The 19,690-nt window shown below is 46.8% G+C and carries 22 protein-coding genes and 1 tRNA gene; 6 read left to right on the top strand and 17 right to left on the bottom strand.

Annotated features, from left to right (window positions below; translation table 11 throughout):
• Positions 1-9 precede the first annotated feature (9 nt).
• The 9 genes from LI015_RS22985 to LI015_RS22945 form a co-directional block, all read right to left on the bottom strand.
• Positions 10-1,185 (bottom strand): DUF2800 domain-containing protein, encoded by a 1,176-nt coding sequence (locus tag LI015_RS22985; RefSeq protein ID WP_227126453.1) that lies wholly within the window; start codon positions 1,183-1,185, stop codon positions 10-12.
• Positions 1,185-1,583, bottom strand: coding sequence for a hypothetical protein (locus LI015_RS22980; RefSeq protein ID WP_227126452.1), 399 nt, complete (start codon positions 1,581-1,583; stop codon positions 1,185-1,187). The genes LI015_RS22985 and LI015_RS22980 overlap by 1 nt, the downstream gene beginning before the upstream one ends.
• The gene (locus tag LI015_RS22975; protein ID WP_227126451.1) at positions 1,580-1,798 is read right to left on the bottom strand and encodes a YdbC family protein; all 219 of its coding nucleotides are present in this window, start codon (positions 1,796-1,798) and stop codon (positions 1,580-1,582) included. Before LI015_RS22975 ends, LI015_RS22980 begins: the two co-directional genes overlap by 4 nt.
• A gap of 38 nt (positions 1,799-1,836) precedes the next feature.
• Complete coding sequence (locus LI015_RS22970; protein WP_227126450.1) at positions 1,837-2,010, bottom strand: hypothetical protein; 174 nt, start codon at positions 2,008-2,010, stop codon at positions 1,837-1,839.
• 12 nt (positions 2,011-2,022) lie between these two features.
• The gene (locus LI015_RS22965; RefSeq protein ID WP_054354978.1) at positions 2,023-2,208 is read right to left on the bottom strand and encodes a hypothetical protein; all 186 of its coding nucleotides are present in this window, start codon (positions 2,206-2,208) and stop codon (positions 2,023-2,025) included.
• Between the two features lie 17 nt (positions 2,209-2,225).
• Complete coding sequence (locus LI015_RS22960) at positions 2,226-2,447, bottom strand: hypothetical protein (protein ID WP_227126449.1); 222 nt, start codon at positions 2,445-2,447, stop codon at positions 2,226-2,228.
• Between the two features lie 15 nt (positions 2,448-2,462).
• Positions 2,463-2,729 (bottom strand): hypothetical protein, encoded by a 267-nt coding sequence (locus LI015_RS22955; RefSeq protein WP_227126448.1) that lies wholly within the window; start codon positions 2,727-2,729, stop codon positions 2,463-2,465.
• Positions 2,726-2,926, bottom strand: coding sequence for a helix-turn-helix domain-containing protein (locus LI015_RS22950; protein ID WP_118019323.1), 201 nt, complete (start codon positions 2,924-2,926; stop codon positions 2,726-2,728). The genes LI015_RS22955 and LI015_RS22950 overlap by 4 nt, the downstream gene beginning before the upstream one ends.
• 88 nt (positions 2,927-3,014) lie before the next feature.
• Complete coding sequence (locus LI015_RS22945) at positions 3,015-3,224, bottom strand: transcriptional regulator (protein ID WP_002589184.1); 210 nt, start codon at positions 3,222-3,224, stop codon at positions 3,015-3,017.
• A gap of 160 nt (positions 3,225-3,384) precedes the next feature.
• Between LI015_RS22945 and LI015_RS22940 the strand changes: the two genes are divergently transcribed.
• The 4 genes from LI015_RS22940 (at position 3,385) to LI015_RS22925 (ending at position 6,766) form a co-directional block, all read left to right on the top strand.
• Positions 3,385-3,708, top strand: a complete 324-nt coding sequence (locus tag LI015_RS22940; protein ID WP_002589185.1) for a helix-turn-helix domain-containing protein — start codon at positions 3,385-3,387, stop codon at positions 3,706-3,708.
• A 5-nt stretch (positions 3,709-3,713) separates the two neighbouring features.
• Positions 3,714-4,415, top strand: a complete 702-nt coding sequence (locus LI015_RS22935; RefSeq protein ID WP_227126447.1) for an ImmA/IrrE family metallo-endopeptidase — start codon at positions 3,714-3,716, stop codon at positions 4,413-4,415.
• Between the two features lie 21 nt (positions 4,416-4,436).
• Positions 4,437-5,372, top strand: a complete 936-nt coding sequence (locus LI015_RS22930) for a hypothetical protein (RefSeq protein WP_002566861.1) — start codon at positions 4,437-4,439, stop codon at positions 5,370-5,372.
• A gap of 188 nt (positions 5,373-5,560) precedes the next feature.
• Positions 5,561-6,766 carry a tyrosine-type recombinase/integrase gene (locus LI015_RS22925; protein ID WP_227126446.1) on the top strand — a complete coding sequence of 402 codons (1,206 nt, stop codon included), beginning with the start codon at positions 5,561-5,563 and terminating at the stop codon, positions 6,764-6,766.
• A gap of 74 nt (positions 6,767-6,840) precedes the next feature.
• On the opposite strand, the gene rlmD is transcribed toward LI015_RS22925, so the two are convergent.
• The 4 genes from rlmD to LI015_RS22905 all read right to left on the bottom strand — a co-directional run bounded on the left by rlmD (position 6,841) and on the right by LI015_RS22905 (position 13,279).
• Positions 6,841-8,481, bottom strand: coding sequence for a 23S rRNA (uracil(1939)-C(5))-methyltransferase RlmD (rlmD, locus tag LI015_RS22920; protein WP_227126445.1), 1,641 nt, complete (start codon positions 8,479-8,481; stop codon positions 6,841-6,843).
• A gap of 466 nt (positions 8,482-8,947) precedes the next feature.
• The gene (locus tag LI015_RS22915; RefSeq protein WP_227126461.1) at positions 8,948-10,777 is read right to left on the bottom strand and encodes an aminopeptidase P family protein; all 1,830 of its coding nucleotides are present in this window, start codon (positions 10,775-10,777) and stop codon (positions 8,948-8,950) included.
• A gap of 174 nt (positions 10,778-10,951) precedes the next feature.
• Positions 10,952-12,376 carry a dihydrolipoyl dehydrogenase gene (gene lpdA / locus LI015_RS22910; RefSeq protein WP_002565618.1) on the bottom strand — a complete coding sequence of 475 codons (1,425 nt, stop codon included), beginning with the start codon at positions 12,374-12,376 and terminating at the stop codon, positions 10,952-10,954.
• Between the two features lie 102 nt (positions 12,377-12,478).
• Positions 12,479-13,279 carry an HAD hydrolase family protein gene (locus LI015_RS22905; RefSeq protein ID WP_227126444.1) on the bottom strand — a complete coding sequence of 267 codons (801 nt, stop codon included), beginning with the start codon at positions 13,277-13,279 and terminating at the stop codon, positions 12,479-12,481.
• Between the two features lie 78 nt (positions 13,280-13,357).
• Between LI015_RS22905 and LI015_RS22900 the strand changes: the two genes are divergently transcribed.
• Positions 13,358-13,431, top strand: a tRNA-Pro gene (locus LI015_RS22900).
• Between the two features lie 725 nt (positions 13,432-14,156).
• Here LI015_RS22900 and LI015_RS22895 read toward each other — a convergent pair.
• The 4 genes from LI015_RS22895 to LI015_RS22880 form a co-directional block, all read right to left on the bottom strand.
• A complete protein-coding gene (locus LI015_RS22895; protein ID WP_002565620.1) occupies positions 14,157-15,089 on the bottom strand; it encodes a DMT family transporter in 933 nt (310 codons plus the stop codon).
• Positions 15,090-15,121: 32 nt separating this feature from the next.
• A complete protein-coding gene (locus LI015_RS22890; RefSeq protein ID WP_002565621.1) occupies positions 15,122-15,676 on the bottom strand; it encodes a helix-turn-helix domain-containing protein in 555 nt (184 codons plus the stop codon).
• A 241-nt stretch (positions 15,677-15,917) separates the two neighbouring features.
• On the bottom strand, positions 15,918-17,354 hold the full coding sequence (locus LI015_RS22885; protein WP_227126443.1) for a YfcC family protein: 1,437 nt from the start codon (positions 17,352-17,354) through the stop codon (positions 15,918-15,920).
• A 39-nt stretch (positions 17,355-17,393) separates the two neighbouring features.
• Positions 17,394-18,389, bottom strand: coding sequence for a dipeptidase (locus tag LI015_RS22880; protein ID WP_002565623.1), 996 nt, complete (start codon positions 18,387-18,389; stop codon positions 17,394-17,396).
• Positions 18,390-18,673: 284 nt separating this feature from the next.
• On the opposite strand from LI015_RS22880, the gene proC reads away from it, so the two are divergent.
• Entirely contained in the window at positions 18,674-19,507 is an 834-nt protein-coding gene (gene proC / locus LI015_RS22875; protein WP_227126442.1) for a pyrroline-5-carboxylate reductase, read from the top strand.
• The last annotated feature ends 183 nt before the right edge of the window (positions 19,508-19,690 follow it).

The raw sequence follows: 19,690 nt of genomic DNA, 5'->3' as shown, positions 1-19,690 counted from the left end.
ATCTCCTTTTTATTCGTCCATTTTATTGTCAAAGTCCTGCTTTGCTTCGGCTACTCTATTCAGTTCCGGTCGTTTGTCCGATTCCGGTGCGAGGGTCGGTTTCCCTTCCGGCTTAATGACCAGGCCGGACAGCAGCTCCTCGAATTTCTTCTTTCCAATCAGTTTTGTCATCTCCGTAATGCCTATAAGCTCCTGCGGCTTGTAAATTTCGTCCTCTTCCCAGCCCTCTGTTGTCAGACGCATAGCAATTGCATCCTGGTCGGTATACCTCCGGCGGCTGGTGCCTTCCACCAGCTTCCAGCCTTCATATTTCGTTCCCTTAAGGGCTTCTGCCAGGGCAAATCCTGTGACGTCCTTCACCCAGTGATCAAGCTCGTCAGCCCTCCTGAGTACTTCTCCTATTTCCTCGTCAGTGAGGAGAGCCGGGTCAACGAAATCCAGCTTCGTCAGTTCCAGGTTATACTCTGCACGGGCCCTGCAGGTGACTCTGGCCTTGCAGAACCGGCAGTGGTCTCCTACCTTAAACTCTCCTCCCCCGGCATAAGCCTGCGCCGCCTTCGGCCGTACCTCTCGTTCCGCCCAGTCTAACAGCTCCTCCGCTGTCAGCTCCTCCACGGAGATATTTTCCAGGCGGGGCTGGATAATGGTCATCTGTATCCTGCGGATGTCATACAGCATGGAATGTTCCAGGTAAGCACCAAGGCCATATAGCCTGAGCTGCGGGTTCTCCTTTGCAGATACCCCCACACCCTTGCCATATTTTAGATCAATCACATTGACAAGATCATCGGCTACTATCACAACATCACCCCGGCCAAAGCCTTCTGGAACATATTCTGAAAAATCAAGACGCTGCTCAAACAGGACCCGTGCATCCGGGCAGAAGGATTTTACTTCGTTGGCAATTTCCCAGATCCGCTGGGTATAATCTTCTATGTAGTCCTGCATTTCCTGATTGTACATAGGGTCAGCCTTGATCTTGTTAAAACGGGTAGAAAATGCCTTCTTGCTGATTTCACTATTGTTATAGTGAAGAATAGTCTCTGCCAGATTGTGGGCCAGGGTTCCTTCTGCAGCGTACTCGCTGTCGCTGTCAGAAAACTGTTCCTCCAGCCGCGCGGACGGTGGACAGCTCATCCACCGTTTGGCCCCGCTGGGCCCCAGCAATGCGTGTACGTCGGGCATTATAGCTCACCCGCCTTCTGCATAAGCTCTGTATACTTATCCTCAGGGACTTCCGTCAGTTTCTTCACACCAAACCCGGCTATCAGTTCCTGTACCTTCGCACGCTTCCCTGCCTTCTGCAGCTCTGACAGCTTCTCCCGGACCTGTACCAGGGTATATCCTGGGCCCTCATCCTTCTGTTCTGTCGTTGGTTCCATGGGTTCATCGGCATCCTCAGGCGTTTCTCTGTCTTCTGATATTTCATCCTGCATGCATGTTTGCTGTTTGGTTTCGGATGTCCTATATATATCTTCCCCCTTTATAAATTCCTGCACGGCTCCCTGGATGCTACCTCCGTTTAACTTACCCGCAAACTCCTGCATCTCCTCTAAACTTTCAAATACGGCTGTGATTGTCATATCTCAATTCCTCCTATACTTTCTTTTAGGTATTCCATCTCTTCTTTTGACAGTGTGATTCCTTTTGTCATCTCTGACCGTTCCTTATTCCATCCCCGGATGTCGTACTTGGCTTTCCGGTCTCCCCATTCAATCAGGTTCAGCTCCTTGTGCCATTTCCCGACCGCAGGAAGCACAGCCAGAGTCTGGATGATGTTGTATTTCAAATCTGACATTGATTTTTCCTCCTTTCTCTCTTATACTAAGGTTGTAATTAATTTTTAGTTACCTGGACTTCGGACGGCTCCACCCGTCTGGGGTCCATCTCTTTTGCCCTAAGCTCGTCCAGCATCTCCAACAGTACGCTGTGGCTGTGGTTGTCATCTTGTCCTGGTGTGTAATCAAGGGCAAACTCCAGGGCCGTTATACGTCTTGATATATCAAACATCCTGACACCTCCCTACTCTTTGACGTAGACAGACTTGGTATCGTTGTCATATACCAGCCGCAGCGTGTTGCCGATATCATCCTCTATCATGGCCTCGTTGCCATCCATGCCCAGCTTGATATAATGCATGTCCAGTCCGATGGAACGGCACCAATCCCTGACCGCCAGCTCCGCAATGCTCTTTATGCTTCCAAACAATTCTCCTCACCTCCCTTCTATGCAAATATCAGCTCATACTTTGGTCTTTCACTCTCATACTCGACCATCGCGTAAAAATAACCACAGTTGTGATACAATACAGGAATCCGGTCATCATTATCAGCATAACCAAAGCCAGTTGAACATCCTTCATTCTGCTTATACTGTTCCCAAAGAGCATCTGCCAGAAGGCTGGACGCTTCCCTACTCCTTGTTAAAAATACTTTATATGATTTCATCCTCATATCCTCCCCTCAAATCCTCACGCCCATGGCCACCGCCATGACCACGATAGATACCATCCACATCCCCAACAGCCAGATGACCGCCGGCACAATCCATTTAGCTGCCATCATTATGGGACCGTCCCGGCGCCTTTTGCGTCGCCGTACCTCAATCACCCGTTCCCTGCCCATGACATGGGTCAGTGCTATGGTGGCCGGTCCTACAAAATCCACACGCCAGCCGGGATACTGGACCGCTGCTCTGGCGCGGATGGCTAACTCAGTTACTTTTGTCATTGTGCTTGTCCCTCCCCTTGGAATACTGGGTAATCTTCAATGAATTGCTCCAAATCGCTTCCCCGAATCTTTATCCTCCCCAGTTTTAATGCTCGCAGGCTCCCTTTTCTAATCAGGCTATACACGGTATCCGTGTTCGTCATAAGTACGGTTGCTGTTTCCTCCACCGTGTACAACGGTTTGTATGGTTCTACCATTATCTATATCCTCCTTCCTTTTCCACCCCTTCCCATTGACACACGCATATGATAGTGGTATAGTTGTCTCTATCGAACATGTGTTTGTTTAGGCAATTTTGTCCTCTTTTTTAAATAATTCCTCTAAGGACATTGTAGGGTCAATCAAATCCCGAATTCTTAGTACTTCCGACCAGGAAAACTCTGTTGACCCCTTAATTTTATTCCGCAATGATTTTTCTGAAATATTAAGCAAAAGTGAGAATTTTTCTATTGTAAATCCCCTTTTGCTAATTTCAAACTTCAAACGGTAGTACATGTTATCCTCCCTTCTATCCGTTGACGGTTATTTATTGAAAGTATATATCCATTAACGGCAAAAGTCAACCCGTTTTTTACGTTTTCTTTCCGTTAACGGTAAAATTCGCTTGACTTAAAAACCGTTTGGCGGTAAAATATTACCGTAGGAGGGATTAAGGATGGGACTGGAGAAAATTGCAGAATACAAAAAAAAGTTAGGATTGACCACGGAGGAATTATCTGAAAAATCTGGAGTCCCTTTGGGAACGTTGAATAAGATATTAAGCGGTGCCACAAAAGACCCAAAACTTGAAACGCTTAAGTCTATCGCTCATGTTCTTGGGTTGTCGCTTGATGACTTTGATGATAGAGAAAAGAAGGTGGTTCCAGAACCCACTTATGCGGATGTGGAACGCCTTGTGGCCAGAAATGGTAAGCAGATGTCTGTTGAACAGAAAATGCGTCTAATCAAACTACTGTCCGAAATAAATAATGAGGACTGATTTGATTGAATCACGATTTTATACTGAAAAAAGTACTAGAAACATATATCCTTTGTGAATTTAAGAAATTTCCATTTGACTGTATTTCAGCCATAAAAAAGTATGGATATCATGTCTATACATACAGCGAATTGAAAGAAAAGAATCCAGAAGTATATGAATTATGTGCTTCCTGTTCTGACGAGGCATACACTGAACCATTTAGCAGGACAGTTGCTTACAATGAGGAAAAGCCATTAGATAGGATTATCTTCTCACTGGCCCATGAGTTGGGGCATATAGTACTTGAGCATCCTTATAAAGCGGACTATTATGAGAAAGAGGCCAATTGTTTTGCAAGCTACGTATTGGCTCCCAGTATGGTAATCCATTATTGCCATTGTGAAAGTGCTTGGGATGTGCATAGACATTTCGGATTGTCGGACGAAGCTGCTCATAATGCCTTTGCCGCTTACCGCAGATGGTATCGTAGAGCCACACATAAAATGTATCCGGTTGATTGGGAAATGTATAGCTACTTTTATAAATCCGAGTCTAAAAAGTTTATTTGTGCTGAGACCGAATGTTTCTACTGTGGACGAACTTTTTATAACCGACCTGGTGACTGTATCTGTCCTATATGCGATGCTAAGGCCAGCCAGGAACCATATCCATTTAATGATTTACTATCACTTGAAAACAGAGTACTAGGTGCCATGAATGCGTAATTATTACGAAATAAACACACTATGGAAATTATTACTGTATACTTTGAAAACGGTTTACTTGTAAAAATACTACCAGCGGAACATTGCAATCAATATGAAGCGCGATATTTGGTATCCGATGGATTGACTTTTGACTTAGAAAGCACATTGGATATAAGCAATATCCCTATTCCTAATTATAAAAAGTTATGTGGATTTCCAAATATTTCTCATTCTTTAGATTATGTTCTAAAACGGAAAGCTGGTAATTTGAGTAAGAATGGTCTATTTGACCATTCTATAGTCTGCTTACGAAAAGCAAACCAAATTATGAGCCAATCACCTATCCATTGGAAAAAGAAAGATTACATGGATATTGTTTTAGAACTTGCACGTGTCGGCAGATATGAAGAAGCTAAGAAAGAGAAAGCCTTTATAGAAGATAACTATTTTGTCGGATATGATTTTTCTTCAATGCATGAAACTGTACTACAAAAAACTTTAGGTTCAATTCATCAGCAAGCAACAGACTTAGTTGAGGCAGATGATGCACCTAACTGTGATGAAATATGCGCTAAGTATCGAAAGCGCATATATAGTATATCTGGTAAGGATAAACGATTTCCTGCCATGACAAATGAAGTATACAATTCTGGATTAATATTTTTCCCATTCATAGAAGGAATCAGTCGGCCAAAATATTGTAGTCTTGATAATATAATTGAATATAATAATCGTCCTTTTATTGATGATAGAACTGACGAAGAAAAGGAGAATTATAAGCAGTTCTCAAAACAAAGGATACTTGAAGAACGTTATGCTACTGACTATCTTGAATACTGCCAAATATGTGATTTCATATCTCTATTGCAACCAAAAAGTTTTAAGTCATATCAAGAAATGAAATATAATAATACAGAAAACTTTCAAGAACTCATGCAAATAGCAGAAGAAGCTGGAATTGATATCGAGCTTTGAATACAAAAAGCCCCAGGAGTTGCAACTCCCAGAGCTTTTCACATAGATTTCTCTTACCAGGCTACCCCAGAAAGATAATCCAACACAGACAATTGGATTATATCATTCCTGGAGCGTCCTGACAAGGGGCGTATTTTTTATACCCAAATTTTGTTGCGATATCGCAACAGCACAAGGAGGAATGATATATGGGACAGCTAAGAACAAGAAAACGCGGCTCCACCTGGGAATGGTCCTTTGAAGGCGCTAAAATCAACGGAAAACGCAACCCTATCAGCCATGGTGGATACCGTACCAAGGCTGAGGCCATCACTGCCGGCACCCAAGCTAAGGCGGAATATGACTCTGCTGGCCGCAGGTTTACCCCTTCGGACATCAGCGTATCTGATTATCTGGATTATTGGTATGATAATTATGTCAAAACCAATCTCAGCTACAATACACAAAAGGATTATGAAAAGAAAATCCGTGTGCATCTAAAACCGGCATTCGGAAAATACCGGCTGGCATCATTGGAGACAGATGTTATCCAAAAATGGATTGACGGAATGAAGCGTCAAGGCTATTCCAGGAGCATGGTTAAAAATACCTTATCCTGCCTGTCTGGTGCCCTGGGATATGCGGTATATCCCTGTAAATACATCAAGTACAACCCCTGTGATTATGCCAGAATACCGAAGATAGTTATGTCTGATGAGGCCAAGGCACACACAGAATATATCTGTGTCAAAGAGGACTTTGCGGCCATCATTGAGCGTTTTGGGCCGGACAGTAATTTTTACATACCGCTCATGACCGGATACCATTGTGGCACGCGCCTGGGAGAGGCCTACGGCATCGACTTGCTACATGACGTAGATTTCGAACGCCACACCATAACCATCCAGCACCAGCTTGCCAACGAGGGCGGAAAGTGGTATTACCGGCCACCAAAATATGACTCTGTCAGGACGATAAAAATACTCCCGGAATATGAAAAAATTCTGAAAACAGAAATCCATAATCGCAAAAAGAACATGCTCCGGTACGGCCAGTATTTTACAAAGACGTATCAAATGGACGATAGCTTAATCTTTCAGGCTCCTGCCAACGTCAAAATTGTTGGCAAAGAAATAATGCCAATAAGCGCCAAAGAAAACGGCGAGTTGTTGACGCCATACTCTTTCAAGTACTGTGCCAAGGTCATCCATGAAGAATTGGGAAATCCTCTGTTCCACAGCCATTGTCTACGTCATACTCACGGCACATTGTTGGCGGAGAATGGCGCCCAGCCCAAGACCGTCATGGAGCGTCTGGGCCACAAGGACATCAAGACCACCATGGACCGTTATGTGTTTAACACGGAAAAAATGCAGAACGATGCCATTGTAATCCTGGCAGATGCTATATCATAGCAACCTTGCCTACCACTCAAAAAAGCGTAGGCAAGAGGTAGGCAGGGCAACCAATAAAGATGTCAGATAGTCCGTCAATCCTTGATTTTGCGTGATAGTTCCACGACGGTCTCGACGTGCACCGTCCCCGGAAACATATCCACCAACCAAGCCTCCACCGCCCGATACCCCATTTTCTTCATATACCTTACATCCCTGGCCAGCGTCTCCGGATTACACGACACATACACCACCTTCTCGGCTCCCAGCTTCCCTACGGCGTCCATAAACTCCTCCGTACTTCCGCTTCTGGGAGGGTCCATGATAACCACATCCGCTTTCTCACCCTGTTCAGCCATATTCACCAGAAAACGTCCTGCATCATTGCAATAAAAGCGGATATTTTCAATTCCGTTCATCTTCGCATTATTAACAGCATCCCTGACTGCATCCTGATTCAGTTCCACGCCAATAACCTTCCCGGCCGCCTTACTTGCTATAATCCCAATGGTTCCGATACCGCAATACGCATCCACCACCAGTTCCTGCCCGGTAAGACCGGCCAGTGACAATGCCTTTTCATAAAGAATTTCCGTCTGCACCGGATTCACCTGATAAAATGACTTTGATGATATACGGAACCGGCATCCGCACAGCTCGTCCACAATATATCCCTTGCCATACAGCACATGCTCCTTATCCCCCAGAACCATGCTTGTTCCTCTTCCGTTAATATTCTGGACGATGGTGGTAATTTCCGGATGTTTCTCCCGCAAAGCCTTAACAAAGTTATTCTTAGACGGAAACACCGGAGATGCTGTAACCAGCACTACCATAATTTCCCCTGTGGAAAACCCCTTGCGGATTAAAACATGTCTGAGAAGCCCAAAGCCCGTATCCTCATCATAGGTCCGGATTTTAAAAGATTTGAGCATTCCGCGTATAGTACCGATGATTTCATCTGCTTTCTGGTCCTCTATAAGGCACTTCTCCACAGGAATTACATGGTGTGTATTTTCTTCATATATTCCGGAAATGATATTTCCTCTTTTGTCCCTGTCAAATACAGCATGTACCTTATTGCGGTAATGAAAGGGATCCTTCATGCCTATAATAGGCTTTACAGGACAGAGTCCTTTTAGCAGTTCTTCCGCCTGCTTCTGTTTGAACGCCAGCTGCTTGGCATACTCCATATCCAGCAGCTGGCAGCCTCCGCACAGATTCAGCACCGGACAGATACTGTTGCTCCGTCTGCTTCCCCGTCCCCCATATGAGCCTCCTCTTTTGGAATCCTCTCTTCGCTTTTCAGCATTAAGAGCCCCTCCATTTTGTTTTTTAGAGACTGACAATCCTTCCGCCCCTTTGCGTACCCTTGGTGAACTGCCATCCCTGCGTTTTTCTCCACTGCGCTGCCTGGAAAATGCGCCCTCATACCCATCAAACCGTTTCCCGCTCTCACCTGCACCATTTTTACCTTCTCCGTCCCTCACCTTGTGTTTACTGTCTTTTATGTTGTCTTTTATATTGTCTTTCATTCTGTCCTTCACGTTGTCTCTCACCCTGTCTTTCACTCCGTCCTTCACATTGCCTCTCACCCTGTCTCTCACTCCGCCCTTCACTCCGCCCTTATCTCCCTTTACGCCTTTCCTGCTTCCTATACCCGAATCTGTCCCCACTCTTTTAACCGTCTTTCCAGCCATTTTACCGGACATTCCTCTATCCGCTCTTTTATCCATCTTTCTATCTCCTCGTATTCATCCATAATTTTATGCGCCTACAGCAAATTCCAAGTTACTGTCAGCTTCATTCAAACATGCTTAACCTTTTCTATATCAAAATCCATATGGCCATTCTACCATATATTTCCCCTAATGTATAACCATATAAACCGAATAAATTACATCCTAAAAATCACATCTCCCTGCTGTCAATAACAGGATAACATAAATTTTTGCCATACCTGTTATGAATGCCCTGTCCCCACATCCCCAGCCGCCCCGCCACAAATCCACACCCTTTCCCGCAAAAAAGACCGGATATTTCCCGCAGCACTGCTCTGCATTCTGCAATGCCGCGGGATTACCCAGCCTTTTTCATCCATTTACTATCTTTATCTGTCCAGCCTTTATTCCAATCCGGCCATCATCAACCGCTCCTGCTTTATCTCAAGGCTTCTCCCCGCTTCTCAATCCTCCTCATCTCTCAAACTGCTCTCGTAGCCTCCGCCAGCCACACTCGCTCATCCTCATCCAAATAAGGGCTAATCTTCTCATACACCTGCTCATGGTACCGGTTCAGCAGCTCCACATCCCGCTCAGACATAATCTCCCTGTCAATTACCTCCAAGTCAATGGGAACGTACGTCAGATACTCAAACCGCAGGAACTGGCCGTATTCATTCTTCTCATCCTCAACACACAAAACCAGATTCTCGGTCCTGATTCCATGGCTTCCCTCAATATACACACCAGGTTCATCCGATGTAATCATACCCGCTTCCATCACCGCATTGTCCTGGCGCTCCGGAACCATTTTGAAGCGGATTCCATTGGGACGTTCATGTACGCTGGACAGGTAGCTCACCCCGTGTCCGGTACCGTGTTCATAGTTAAGCCCCCGTCTCCACAGCGGCTCTCTGGCCGCATAATCAAGGCTGAGTCCGCGGCAGCCATGAAGAAACTTCACATCTCCCAGACGCAGCATACTCATAAGCACCAAGGTAAAATGCTCCTTTTCCTCATCAGTCACAGGCCCCATGGCAATGGTTCTGGTAATGTCGGTGGTCCCTTCATAATACTGGCCGCCGGAATCAATGAGATACAGTCCCCTGGGCTCCAGAGGGATGCTGCTCTCCGGTGTGGCAGAGTAATGGCACATGGCTCCATGTGCTCCATATGCGGATATGGTTGCAAAGCTCAGGCCAATGCATCCCTCCTGGTCCATGCGCAGCTTCCCAAGATAATCCGACACGCTGATTTCGTCCATGGGAATACGCCCCGTATTCTTCTTCAGCCAGTAAATAAACTTGGTCATTGCCACGCCGTCCTTGATGTGGGCCCGCTTTTCATTCTCTATCTCCACATCATTTTTAACCGCCTTCATGGAAGCAGTGGGATTCATCCTGTCGATCACCTTATTGGACCCGTCAATCAGGCGGTATACAGCATAGTTGATACGGCATTTCTCCAGCAGGACTTTCTCGTTTTTAAGCCCCTCCACCATGTCGTATACCCCGTCATAAGGCATCACTGTGACGCCCGTCCGTTCCAGATACTCCCTCACGCTTATGCCCTTTTCATCCTCCAGATACGGATAAGCTTTTCCTTCCAGCACACTGCTGTTGACAAACAGATACAGTTGGTCCATGGTCACCAGAGCGTACGACAGCACCACGGGATTATACAGAATGTCATTGCCTCTGATATTTAACAGCCACGCTATATCATCCAGGGAGGTAAGCACGTGAACAGATGCATGTACCTTTTCCATAGCCTCCCTCACATCCGCGATCTTATCCAATGCGCTCTTTCCCGCATACCTCTCATCCAGAACCCATGCAGGTTCCGCCGACAGCTCAGGCCGTTCCTGCCATATCATGCCTGCCAGGTCTTCCCCGTAGGAAATACGCGCTCCCCGCTCCCTAAGCATTTCCTCCAAAGCAAGCCCTTCAGCTGCATTGACTACCCGGCCGTCAAATCCCAGGCATCCGCCCTCAGGCATCTTATCTTCCAGATATGCTCTCAGTGAGGGGACGCCCTCCTGCCCCATTTTCATCATGGTCACTGTGGAATCCTTTAACTGGGCCGCTGCCTGTACATAGTAACGCCCGTCTACCCAAAGGCATGCTTCGTCCATTGTAATCAGAGCCGTACCGGCCGAGCCGGTAAATCCGGTCATATATTCCCTGCATTTGAAATGCTCTCCCACATATTCGGATTCGTGGAAATCTGCCGTGGGTATCATATACGCATCCATGCCCCGCTCCTTCATCAATTTCCGCAATGCATCCAACCTGTCACGAATCACATTCATAACATTTCCATCCTTCCGTTTCATTCTATCCTTTCCTTCTAACCCTTTTCCTTCTAACCCCTTTTCTTCTAATCCCTATTCCACTACCTCTATTCCACTCCCCCTGTGTCACCAATCCCTATCCCACCAATCCTTCTATCTCAAATCCCCAACTTATCATCCGTCTCCCTGCACTTATTTCTTCCTCATGGCATCCTCTATGGCCGCCCCAATACCTTCATTGTACGTAGGCTGTGCCCGCATGGCAAAAGACATTTCCTCTGCGCTCAGTCCGTTGGCTATGGCCGTGGCTATTTCCCCAATCATATCAGTAGCCCTGGGGCACATCATCTGTGCACCCACGATGGTATTTGAATATGCCTCAAATACCAGACGGATAAATCCATTTTCCCCTCCGGTTATGATGGATTTTCCATTTTCCCTCATGGAAAAATGACCGCAGCGCACCTTCAGCCCCTTTTCCCTGGCAATTTCCTCCGTGATGCCGACAGTGGCAATCTCCGGGTCCGTATAGATACAGTTTGGCACAATCGGAAGGGACACATACATACCGTTAGGCACTACCTCCAGCTTAATGCTGTGGGGCCTTCCGGCTATCTTTTCCACCACATATGTACCCTGGGCCGCTGCCACGTGGGCCAGCTGTGTCCTGGCGGACACATCCCCGATGGCGTAGATTCCCCGCTCGCTTGTCTCAAAATCGCTGTTTACGGCAATCTTCCCGCCTTCCATCTCCAGAGAAATATCCTTGCCTAAAAGCTTCTCCACATTGGGCCGGCGTCCGATGGCCATGAGTATCTGGCCTGCCCTCATTTTGATGGGTTCTCCCTCCCCGTTGGGAGTGATGACGCAGCTTAGCCCGCCCTCATCCTCCAATATCTCAGTAACCGTGGCATCACAGTACACGTCAATACCCTTTTGGCGCAGCTCTTTTTCCAGCTCCGCGGACATCACATCATCCATAGGCGCCATCAGATGCTTCTGCTTCTCCACAATCGTCACATGGGAACACAGGTTGTTGAACATGGTGGCAAACTCCACCGCGATAACGCCTCCGCCCATGATTGTCAGCCTGTCAAAATTCCAGCTCTCAGCTGCCAGCAGCCTGTCGCTGTTCCATACACCCGTAAGGTCCGCGCCGGGAATCCGGCTCATGTAGGGCACTGCGCCTGTAGCTATAATGACAGCATTTCCGCGGAAGAATTCGCGGCCGCCTTCCTTTAGCTCCACCTCCACGGTCCTGTCCCTGCGAAGCACCGCTGTTCCGTAAACAATTTCCACATTCAGCTTCTCAAAGCCGTACTTAATGCCGTCCCTGTATTTGACCACCGCACTTTTCTTATACTTCTGCATTTTCCCAAAATCAAAGGAAATAAAATCCGTGGACACGCCAAATTCATCGCAGCTCTGCATCATATGAAACATATCAGAGGCGTGAAGCAGCGCCTTGGTTGGAATGCATCCTCTGTTTACGCATGTGCCTCCAATCTTCTTTGCCTCTATCACCACAACCTTAAGGCCAAATTCCGCTGCTTTAAGCGCTGCCGTATAGCCCCCTGGCCCGGCTCCTATAATCACTACGTCAAATTCTCTTGCCATACCCGTTCTCCCTTATGTTCTTATAAATTATTCTTTTAAATTATCATGATTACATTATATTTCAATTAATTTCTTCCAAGCATTTCTTCAAAGAAGGCAAGCCTAAATCAGCCCCAAATGCCTGCATGCCTTCCATACCCCATCCCGGTCAATATCATCTGCCACGTAATCCGCCACAGCCTTAAGCTCCTCCACGGAATTGCCCATGGCAATGCCGATACCTGCCTCACGGACAATCTCATAGTCATTCATGCTGTCTCCAAAGGCCACTGTCTGCTCCAGGCCAATGTCATAGTACTGACACAGCCGTTTCAGCCCCTCTGCCTTGGAAGCCTCCTGCTCCACCACATCCGCCCCCATGTTCCCGGAGAACATAGGAAATTTGAATTCAGGAAAATGGGCTTCCAGCTCCCTGGCACCTTCCGGACCGCCGATATAAACCAATGTCCTCACTGGCATATCCAACAATTCCCATCCATCCATGAAATTGCGCTCCGAAACACCCCAGCGAAGCCGGTCCATGCGGACCACGCCCTCCGGGTGGATATAATAATCCTTTCCCTCCTGGCTGACGCCCAGGGAAATTCCGTGGACATCCCCGTATTCCAGCAATGCCCGGAGCCTTTCCTTGTCCATCAGATGTTCAAACAGGACATTTCCCTCAGCCACAACCCGCGTTCCGTTCATGTGTATCACCGCGTCCGGCATAATCATATCCCGGTATACCACACTCATATCATGGTCCATGTTTCTGCCGCTTCCTATGGCAATGACCGAGTCCTTCCGCAGCAGTTCCAGTGCTTTCATGGCGCTGTCCGGAATTTTCCAGGTCTTATGGTCCAGCAGTGTCATATCCAGATCAAAGCTGACAATCCGCTTTTTCTTACTTGGTTTCTGTGTCATTTTTAAATTCTCCGAATAAATTAAAATTAGGTCTTTTCAAAATGAAAATTATCTGATATAATAATTGAGGTTCGAGAACGGAGTATGGCGTAGCTTGGTAGCGCGCTCGGCTGGGGGCCGAGAGGTCGCAGGTTCAAATCCTGTTACTCCGATTCACTTGTTATATGTCAGAATCTTTATCTTATAAGGATTCTGGCATTTTTTTGTACCCTGTACCCGCAGGCTTCCATCTGAATCCAAACTATATCTTAAGAATATACTCACCCAAACTCCGAGCAAAACATTTCCATATACATCCGGTGCACAAATTCCTGCGCAATCTTCTGAAAAAGAGCCGTTTTGTCCCGGCGTACTGCCGTACAGCGTTTTCTTTCATCAAAGTGATTAACAGCAGCACCGTGTCCCGATTGATTATACCACGTTCTGCTAAATTATTCCATCCATTTTCTATGAGCGTGAGCGTTGACTCCTGCGCTGATTCCTGCGCTGACTTCTCATAATCAGGGAATAAGCATGACCGTTGAAGGATCAGGCTTATTGCTGCCCCGGAAATGGAAATGAATAAACAGGAGGTAATCAAAACACAGGAGGATACTATCAGAATTCCGATAAAATACAACGATGAACTGAAAAAGATAGTAAGATATGATTTTTAAGCCTTGACAGAATAACAAATATATGAACCTTTTCTTCAAGCATGCCGGTCCTCTCAATGGATGGACGCAGCTCAATAGAAAATCAGATAATGGGGAAATGTGCCGCCTGACTCAGCAGAAACAAATCCATTGACTCTAAACAGAATCAGAGCTGCCGCAGCTCAACATCATGCCGCAGCAGCTCAGATTCCGCTTATATTATGCATTTATTATGCATTCCTTTAATCAGCTATCCTTTTTACCTTTCGCGTCAGCAATCCGCTCAGCCAATCCTCTCTCTGGATCACGAACACAGACACCAGGATAAGAAGCATCCCTCCCACCTTAGCCATGGTAATCTCCTCGGACAGGAGCAGGGCGCTTAAGAGGATTCCCACCACCGGATTGATGTAGGCATACGTGGAAACAACAGAGGTTTTCCACCTGCGCAGCAGATACAGATAGGAGGTCAACCCTACAATGGAATCTGCAATTCCCATATATGCCATGGGAAGAGCGCCGCGCCACGATAACTTCCCCAGGTCAAAATTTCCGGTTAAAACTGCACAGAAAAAAAACAGGATTGCGGGAATCGCGGACTGGTAAAAAATCTGCACCTGTACGGAGGCGCTAATTGACTGATATTTCAGATAGACGGTTCCCACCGACCACACGATATCAGCAAGCAGCAGCAGCGCGATTCCAATAGGGTCGGCGTTTCCGCCGGAAACACTGCCCACCACCACCACAGCGATACCGGCAAAACCTCCGATAATCCCCCCAATCCCCACCCAGCTGACGCACAGTTTACGGGCGGCAAGGGAGTCCACCAGCAAAATCGTAATGGGAATCAGGCTGACCATAACCGTGCTTATTCCCGCATCCACACGCCGGGAGGCGAATAAAAGCAGCACCGTGTTCAAAAAATACATAAGGACACTTCCCACTGCCAGGGTCTTTCCGTCACGTAAGCCGACAGCAAGGGACTCATGCCGAAAGCCCACCCACAGCGCCATCAATACAGACGCAATCAGAAAACGCAGGCTGCCGGCAAAAAACGGATGAATTATGCTGGAGGACAGCTTATTTGCCACGCCGGCCGTCCCCCAGAAAAAACAGATGTTAAAATAGGCGGCAAAGGGAAGCAGCCTGCGCAGAGAAGAATCGCTTTTCATATTTGTTCCCTCTAAAACCGCCGAAAGAACCGCTAGGTCGTCCACCCCATGGGTGTCATCACGCAGAAACCGATTGCAGGTGTTTCACCTGTATTTATGGTTCTGTGAGGCATGTTGGGCCTCACCACCAGTGAATCACCGGCATTCAGATGATAACTTGTCTCTCCCAGTACCATATCGGCTTCCCCCTGCAGCAGAATGACAATTTCCTCAGATGGGTGAGTCAAAAATTCTTCGGAGTCATGGCCGCCCGGTTCAATCTGAAATTGAATCACCATGGATGACGGTGTGTATTCCGGTGCTGACATCGGAGAAACAATCTCGTAAAATATCTCACTTTTGGGAAACTTGATAATTGGTCTCTGGTCGCTCTTTACCATGGCAGGATGATGTTCCGACTGGTCCACCAGCAAATACGGTGAAACCCCCAGAAACTCACTCACTTTGCGGAGAGAGGACAGGGACGGTTCAACCGCTCCGCGTTCCAACTGGGAAATGTATCCAATGGAAAGTCCTGTGGCCTCTGCAATATCCTTCAGCGTCAGTTTTTTTTCTTTTCTTAATTTTCTAATTTTTTCTCCAACCATAATGCAACCTCTACTAGAATTCGTTGAGCGACGGCAATTCCCCAAGAACCTGTTATACAAACAAGTATTGTCCCATAGCAAATGCGTCTTTCACAGGCCAGGACAGATAACGTCTCCACATGCCATAGCTTATCTTACCATATTTCCGAAAACTCCGACAGTATCTGACTGCAAATTTTAGCAAAAAGGATTATCGCTGGAGTCACGTTCTTCTTTTTGAATAGAAAAACGGAGCTATCAATCATATTCCCATTAAAACAGCTGCTGACAAAATCAGTGCCTGCGCAATATATAGGATGCCGAACAGGGGCATGAAAAACTTCCACCACTTGTGCATTGGAATTCCGCTGATACCGATGGAAATGGCAAGGGAACATGTGGGCCACAGAATATTGGAGAAACCGTCGCCGAACTGGAATGCAAGGCAGGTTACCTGCCGGCTGACTCCCAGCAGATCTCCCAGAGGCGCCAGAATCGGAATCACAGTGGCAGCCTGTCCGGTGGAGGATGGAATAAAGAAGTTAATCAGTGTCTGCAGAATCAGCATTCCCTGAGCTGCAATGATTGGCGGCATTCCCTGAAGCACCTGGGAGGCGTAAAACACGATTGTATCAATAATCATGGCGCCCTGAAGGATAACCAGGATTGCCTTTGCAAAGCCCACAACCAGAGCCCCCATCACAACCGAGGACGCGCCTTCAAGAAATTCTTCAGCCATTTTGCTTGGTCCCCATCCGCTGACCGCGCCTGCAAATACGCCCATCAGCACAAAGATACCAGCCAGTTCCGCGTTGCCCCATCCTAATTTCAGAGAGCCGTAAAAAATGGCAACCAGGGATACGAGGATTTCCAGAAGAATCCACATCTGCTTTTTCGTGGTCTTTGTGTTTATGATTTCCTCACGGTTAAAGTTAATATCCAGCTTATCCCCAAGAATCAGACTCTTGGAAGGATTTTTGCTTACTTTCTGTCCATAGTAGAAAATATAAGCAATTCCCAGTGTGCTGAAAATCACAAAGGATACCACACGGATTCCCATTCCCGAAAAGATGGGAACTCCTGCGATTCCCTGAGATACGGGTACTGAAAACGGATTGAGCGTGGCGGCAGACCAGCCAATTCCCTTGCCCAGCTCCAGTATGGCAAATCCTGCCAGGGCATCATAGCCCAGCGCCACACCAAGCCCCATAAACACGGGAATCAATCCATTATACTCATTCCACATACCAAAGGTTGAAGAAAGTACAGCAAATGTCAGGAAGAAAACCGGGATTACCAGCTTTGCCCTGGACGAAAATCTCCGCAGCAGCGAACCGAGAAATGCGTTAAATGCGCCGGTTTTAAGCACCATGCTAAAAGCACCGTTAACAAGGAATATCAGCATGGTTACTTCCGCACCGCTGACAAGGCCCCTGTGGAGAGAACTGAGAATGGTCACCAGTCCGGCCGGATGTTTTTCCTCAAGGGTGTGGAAGGTGCCGGGAATAACCAGTGTGCGGCTTACTCCCTCCACTTCCACTGTCTGGGTATCAAACTGCCCCGGCGGAACAAACCAGGTACAGACTGCCACAAACAGAATGATAGCGCAGATAATAACATAGACATGCGGTATTTTAATGGGCTTGCGTGCAGTGGCCGCAGTTCCGCCATTGGTGTGTACATTTTTATTCTTTTGCATATACATTGCTCCTTAATCGAACATATTCGTTGTGATGTATCAGTTCCAATTCGCCCTCAGTACGCGCAGCAGATTTTTGCCGGTCAGTTTTGCAATATCTTCCTCTGAGTAACCACGCCGTTTCATTTCATCAATCACATTTTCCAGCTGCCAGCAGCCTTCAAACCCTTTGGCATGGCGTTCATCCGACCGGGTGCCCACACAGCTGTTATACGCCCCTACCACTGCCGGATAAAGCACAGCCTGGTCTGCGGTTCCCTTGTCATCCTTATTACCATCCAGGGTATTGTCAGCGCCGAACGACACATGGTCAATACCAATAAGATTGACCACATAATCCACATGGTCTACATAATCCTTCACATCCGGACGGCAGCCCTTCTCTTTTTTCCAAATCAGGGGAGCCCAGGGGGAAATCCCCATGACACCGCCGTTTTCCTTGATAGCAAGCATTTCCTCATCGGTTTTGGTGCGTACGCTGGGTGTGATGTTATAAACACCGGCATGGGTAACGGCAACAGGCTTTTCACTTAGCCGGATAATATCCATGGTGGTCTTTTTACCCACATGAGACAGATCGGCCAGCATGCCCAGACGGTTCATCATCTTAAGGACCCGTTTGCCAAAGTCAGTCAGTCCGCCGTCCTGAGACTCGCAGCAACCCGTGCCTATGAAGTTAGCATCATTATAAGTCATCTGGATCACCCGCACTCCCAATTCATAAAAAACACGGAGCTGCTCCAGTGAATTCTCGATTGAGTTAGGATTCTGGAACGCTAAAATAAGAGCCTTTTTTCCATCTTCCTTTGCTTTATAGATATCGGCTACAGACTTTGCAATCATGAGGCCATATTTCGGGTTGTCCAGCATATTGTATATCTTACCAATACTCCTGGTGCTGGCAACATACCCATTTCCCTCCCCGGGAATGGTCAGAAAAAACGCGTCCATTTTAGAATGCAGTACATCCTCGGTGACACCCGTAAATTCGGTCTCGGTAAACGCGCAACCATCAATGATTAAATCTTCTTTCATTTTTTACCTCCACTAAAATTTTATTTAACAAAAGTATAATTCGGTCTTGTTCGCAACCTCATCCAGGCTTTTGTTCATGCCATAAGAGTATCATATATACATGTTATTTACAAGACAGTTCTTCCACATAATCACAAATTCTATGACTATATCAATTTTTTATTGTATATTTTGTATACTTTTCACAAGAATTGTTTTTTAAAGGCTCTCTCCTTGACTTTATACTGTCTTGAATATAAAATGAAATAAAATTATAGTATAATTTCAAAATCGGAGGGAATATTATGAGCCAAGCTATCCAAAAACGTATCGCATATATTGGCGCAGGCCAGATGTGCGAAGCAATTTTTAGTGGTCTTATCAGTTCCGGAGCCATTTTACCGGAGCATATCCTGTTGTATGATGTAAATGAATCACGGCTTACAGACCTGCAAACCCGTTACCGCACAAACATCCTCATGCCTTCCGCCCATTCCTATGAAGATTTGGTATCATGGGCAGATATTGTGTTTTTGTCGGTACGCCCCCAGGATGCCAGAGAAACACTCTCTAAAGCAGGCATGCTCTTCCGGCCGGATCAGACTGTAATTTCAATCATGGGCGGGGTAAAACTCTCCTTTTTAGAAGAGTATATCAAAAACGCGGCAGTGGTACGGGTGATGCCTAATACACCTATGCTGGTAATGGAAGGTGCCGCGGGTATTGCCCTGGGCGCCCGCTGCACTTCCCAAACAGAGGAGTTGGTAACCTCAATTTTTAATGTAATCGGAAGCAGCTATGTATTGCCTGAATCACTAATCGACCCCTTGACCGGAATCAGCGGGTGCGGTCCTGCATTTGCATATCTCTTTATTGAAGCCCTGGCTGACGGCGGTGTGGAGATGGGACTCAGCCGTGACGTAGCACTGAACCTGGCAGCCCAGTGTCTCATTGGAGCCGGTAAAATGGTACTAAAGACAAATACACATCCCGGTATTCTCAAAGACCGGGTATGTTCCCCCGGAGGCGGCACAATAGCCGGCGTACATACCCTGGAAGAAGGAAAATTCCGCGGCGTTGTGATGGATGCAGTGGTAGAAAGCATCCGGCGGATGCAGAATGTGGGGGATAAAGCTTAAGAGCAGGACCTCCCTCCTATTTTATCCACAATCATTCTTCCTTCAATTCAGTTATACACAACACCAGACCTGGTATTTTCAGACGATTTACATGAAATATCTAGTGTTTTCGGTGGATAATGTGGATAACTTTGTGGATATCCTGTTAATCTTCTGTTGATGCCATGTGGATGTTCTTTTGCC

Origin of the sequence: Enterocloster sp. 210928-DFI.2.20 (genome assembly GCF_020554465.1) — a bacterium.
GTDB classification, from domain to species: domain Bacteria; phylum Bacillota; class Clostridia; order Lachnospirales; family Lachnospiraceae; genus Enterocloster; species Enterocloster bolteae.
This window is presented reverse-complemented; position numbering and strand designations above follow the sequence as displayed.

What these genes read in the sequence shown, in the direction of transcription:
- LI015_RS22985 (WP_227126453.1), bottom strand. Translation starts at nt 1,185, where the DNA reads ATGCCCGACGTACACGCATTGCTGGGGCCCAGCGGGGCCAAACGGTGG.
- LI015_RS22980 (WP_227126452.1), bottom strand. Translation starts at nt 1,583, where the DNA reads ATGACAATCACAGCCGTATTTGAAAGTTTAGAGGAGATGCAGGAGTTT.
- LI015_RS22975 (WP_227126451.1), bottom strand. Translation starts at nt 1,798, where the DNA reads ATGTCAGATTTGAAATACAACATCATCCAGACTCTGGCTGTGCTTCCT.
- LI015_RS22970 (WP_227126450.1), bottom strand. Translation starts at nt 2,010, where the DNA reads ATGTTTGATATATCAAGACGTATAACGGCCCTGGAGTTTGCCCTTGAT.
- LI015_RS22960 (WP_227126449.1), bottom strand. Translation starts at nt 2,447, where the DNA reads ATGAAATCATATAAAGTATTTTTAACAAGGAGTAGGGAAGCGTCCAGC.
- LI015_RS22955 (WP_227126448.1), bottom strand. Translation starts at nt 2,729, where the DNA reads ATGACAAAAGTAACTGAGTTAGCCATCCGCGCCAGAGCAGCGGTCCAG.
- LI015_RS22950 (WP_118019323.1), bottom strand. Translation starts at nt 2,926, where the DNA reads ATGGTAGAACCATACAAACCGTTGTACACGGTGGAGGAAACAGCAACC.
- LI015_RS22945 (WP_002589184.1), bottom strand. Translation starts at nt 3,224, where the DNA reads ATGTACTACCGTTTGAAGTTTGAAATTAGCAAAAGGGGATTTACAATA.
- LI015_RS22940 (WP_002589185.1), top strand. Translation starts at nt 3,385, where the DNA reads ATGGGACTGGAGAAAATTGCAGAATACAAAAAAAAGTTAGGATTGACC.
- LI015_RS22930 (WP_002566861.1), top strand. Translation starts at nt 4,437, where the DNA reads ATGGAAATTATTACTGTATACTTTGAAAACGGTTTACTTGTAAAAATA.
- LI015_RS22925 (WP_227126446.1), top strand. Translation starts at nt 5,561, where the DNA reads ATGGGACAGCTAAGAACAAGAAAACGCGGCTCCACCTGGGAATGGTCC.
- rlmD (WP_227126445.1), bottom strand. Translation starts at nt 8,481, where the DNA reads ATGGATAAAAGAGCGGATAGAGGAATGTCCGGTAAAATGGCTGGAAAG.
- LI015_RS22915 (WP_227126461.1), bottom strand. Translation starts at nt 10,777, where the DNA reads ATGAATGTGATTCGTGACAGGTTGGATGCATTGCGGAAATTGATGAAG.
- lpdA (WP_002565618.1), bottom strand. Translation starts at nt 12,376, where the DNA reads ATGGCAAGAGAATTTGACGTAGTGATTATAGGAGCCGGGCCAGGGGGC.
- LI015_RS22905 (WP_227126444.1), bottom strand. Translation starts at nt 13,279, where the DNA reads ATGACACAGAAACCAAGTAAGAAAAAGCGGATTGTCAGCTTTGATCTG.
- LI015_RS22895 (WP_002565620.1), bottom strand. Translation starts at nt 15,089, where the DNA reads ATGAAAAGCGATTCTTCTCTGCGCAGGCTGCTTCCCTTTGCCGCCTAT.
- LI015_RS22890 (WP_002565621.1), bottom strand. Translation starts at nt 15,676, where the DNA reads ATGGTTGGAGAAAAAATTAGAAAATTAAGAAAAGAAAAAAAACTGACG.
- LI015_RS22885 (WP_227126443.1), bottom strand. Translation starts at nt 17,354, where the DNA reads ATGCAAAAGAATAAAAATGTACACACCAATGGCGGAACTGCGGCCACT.
- LI015_RS22880 (WP_002565623.1), bottom strand. Translation starts at nt 18,389, where the DNA reads ATGAAAGAAGATTTAATCATTGATGGTTGCGCGTTTACCGAGACCGAA.
- proC (WP_227126442.1), top strand. Translation starts at nt 18,674, where the DNA reads ATGAGCCAAGCTATCCAAAAACGTATCGCATATATTGGCGCAGGCCAG.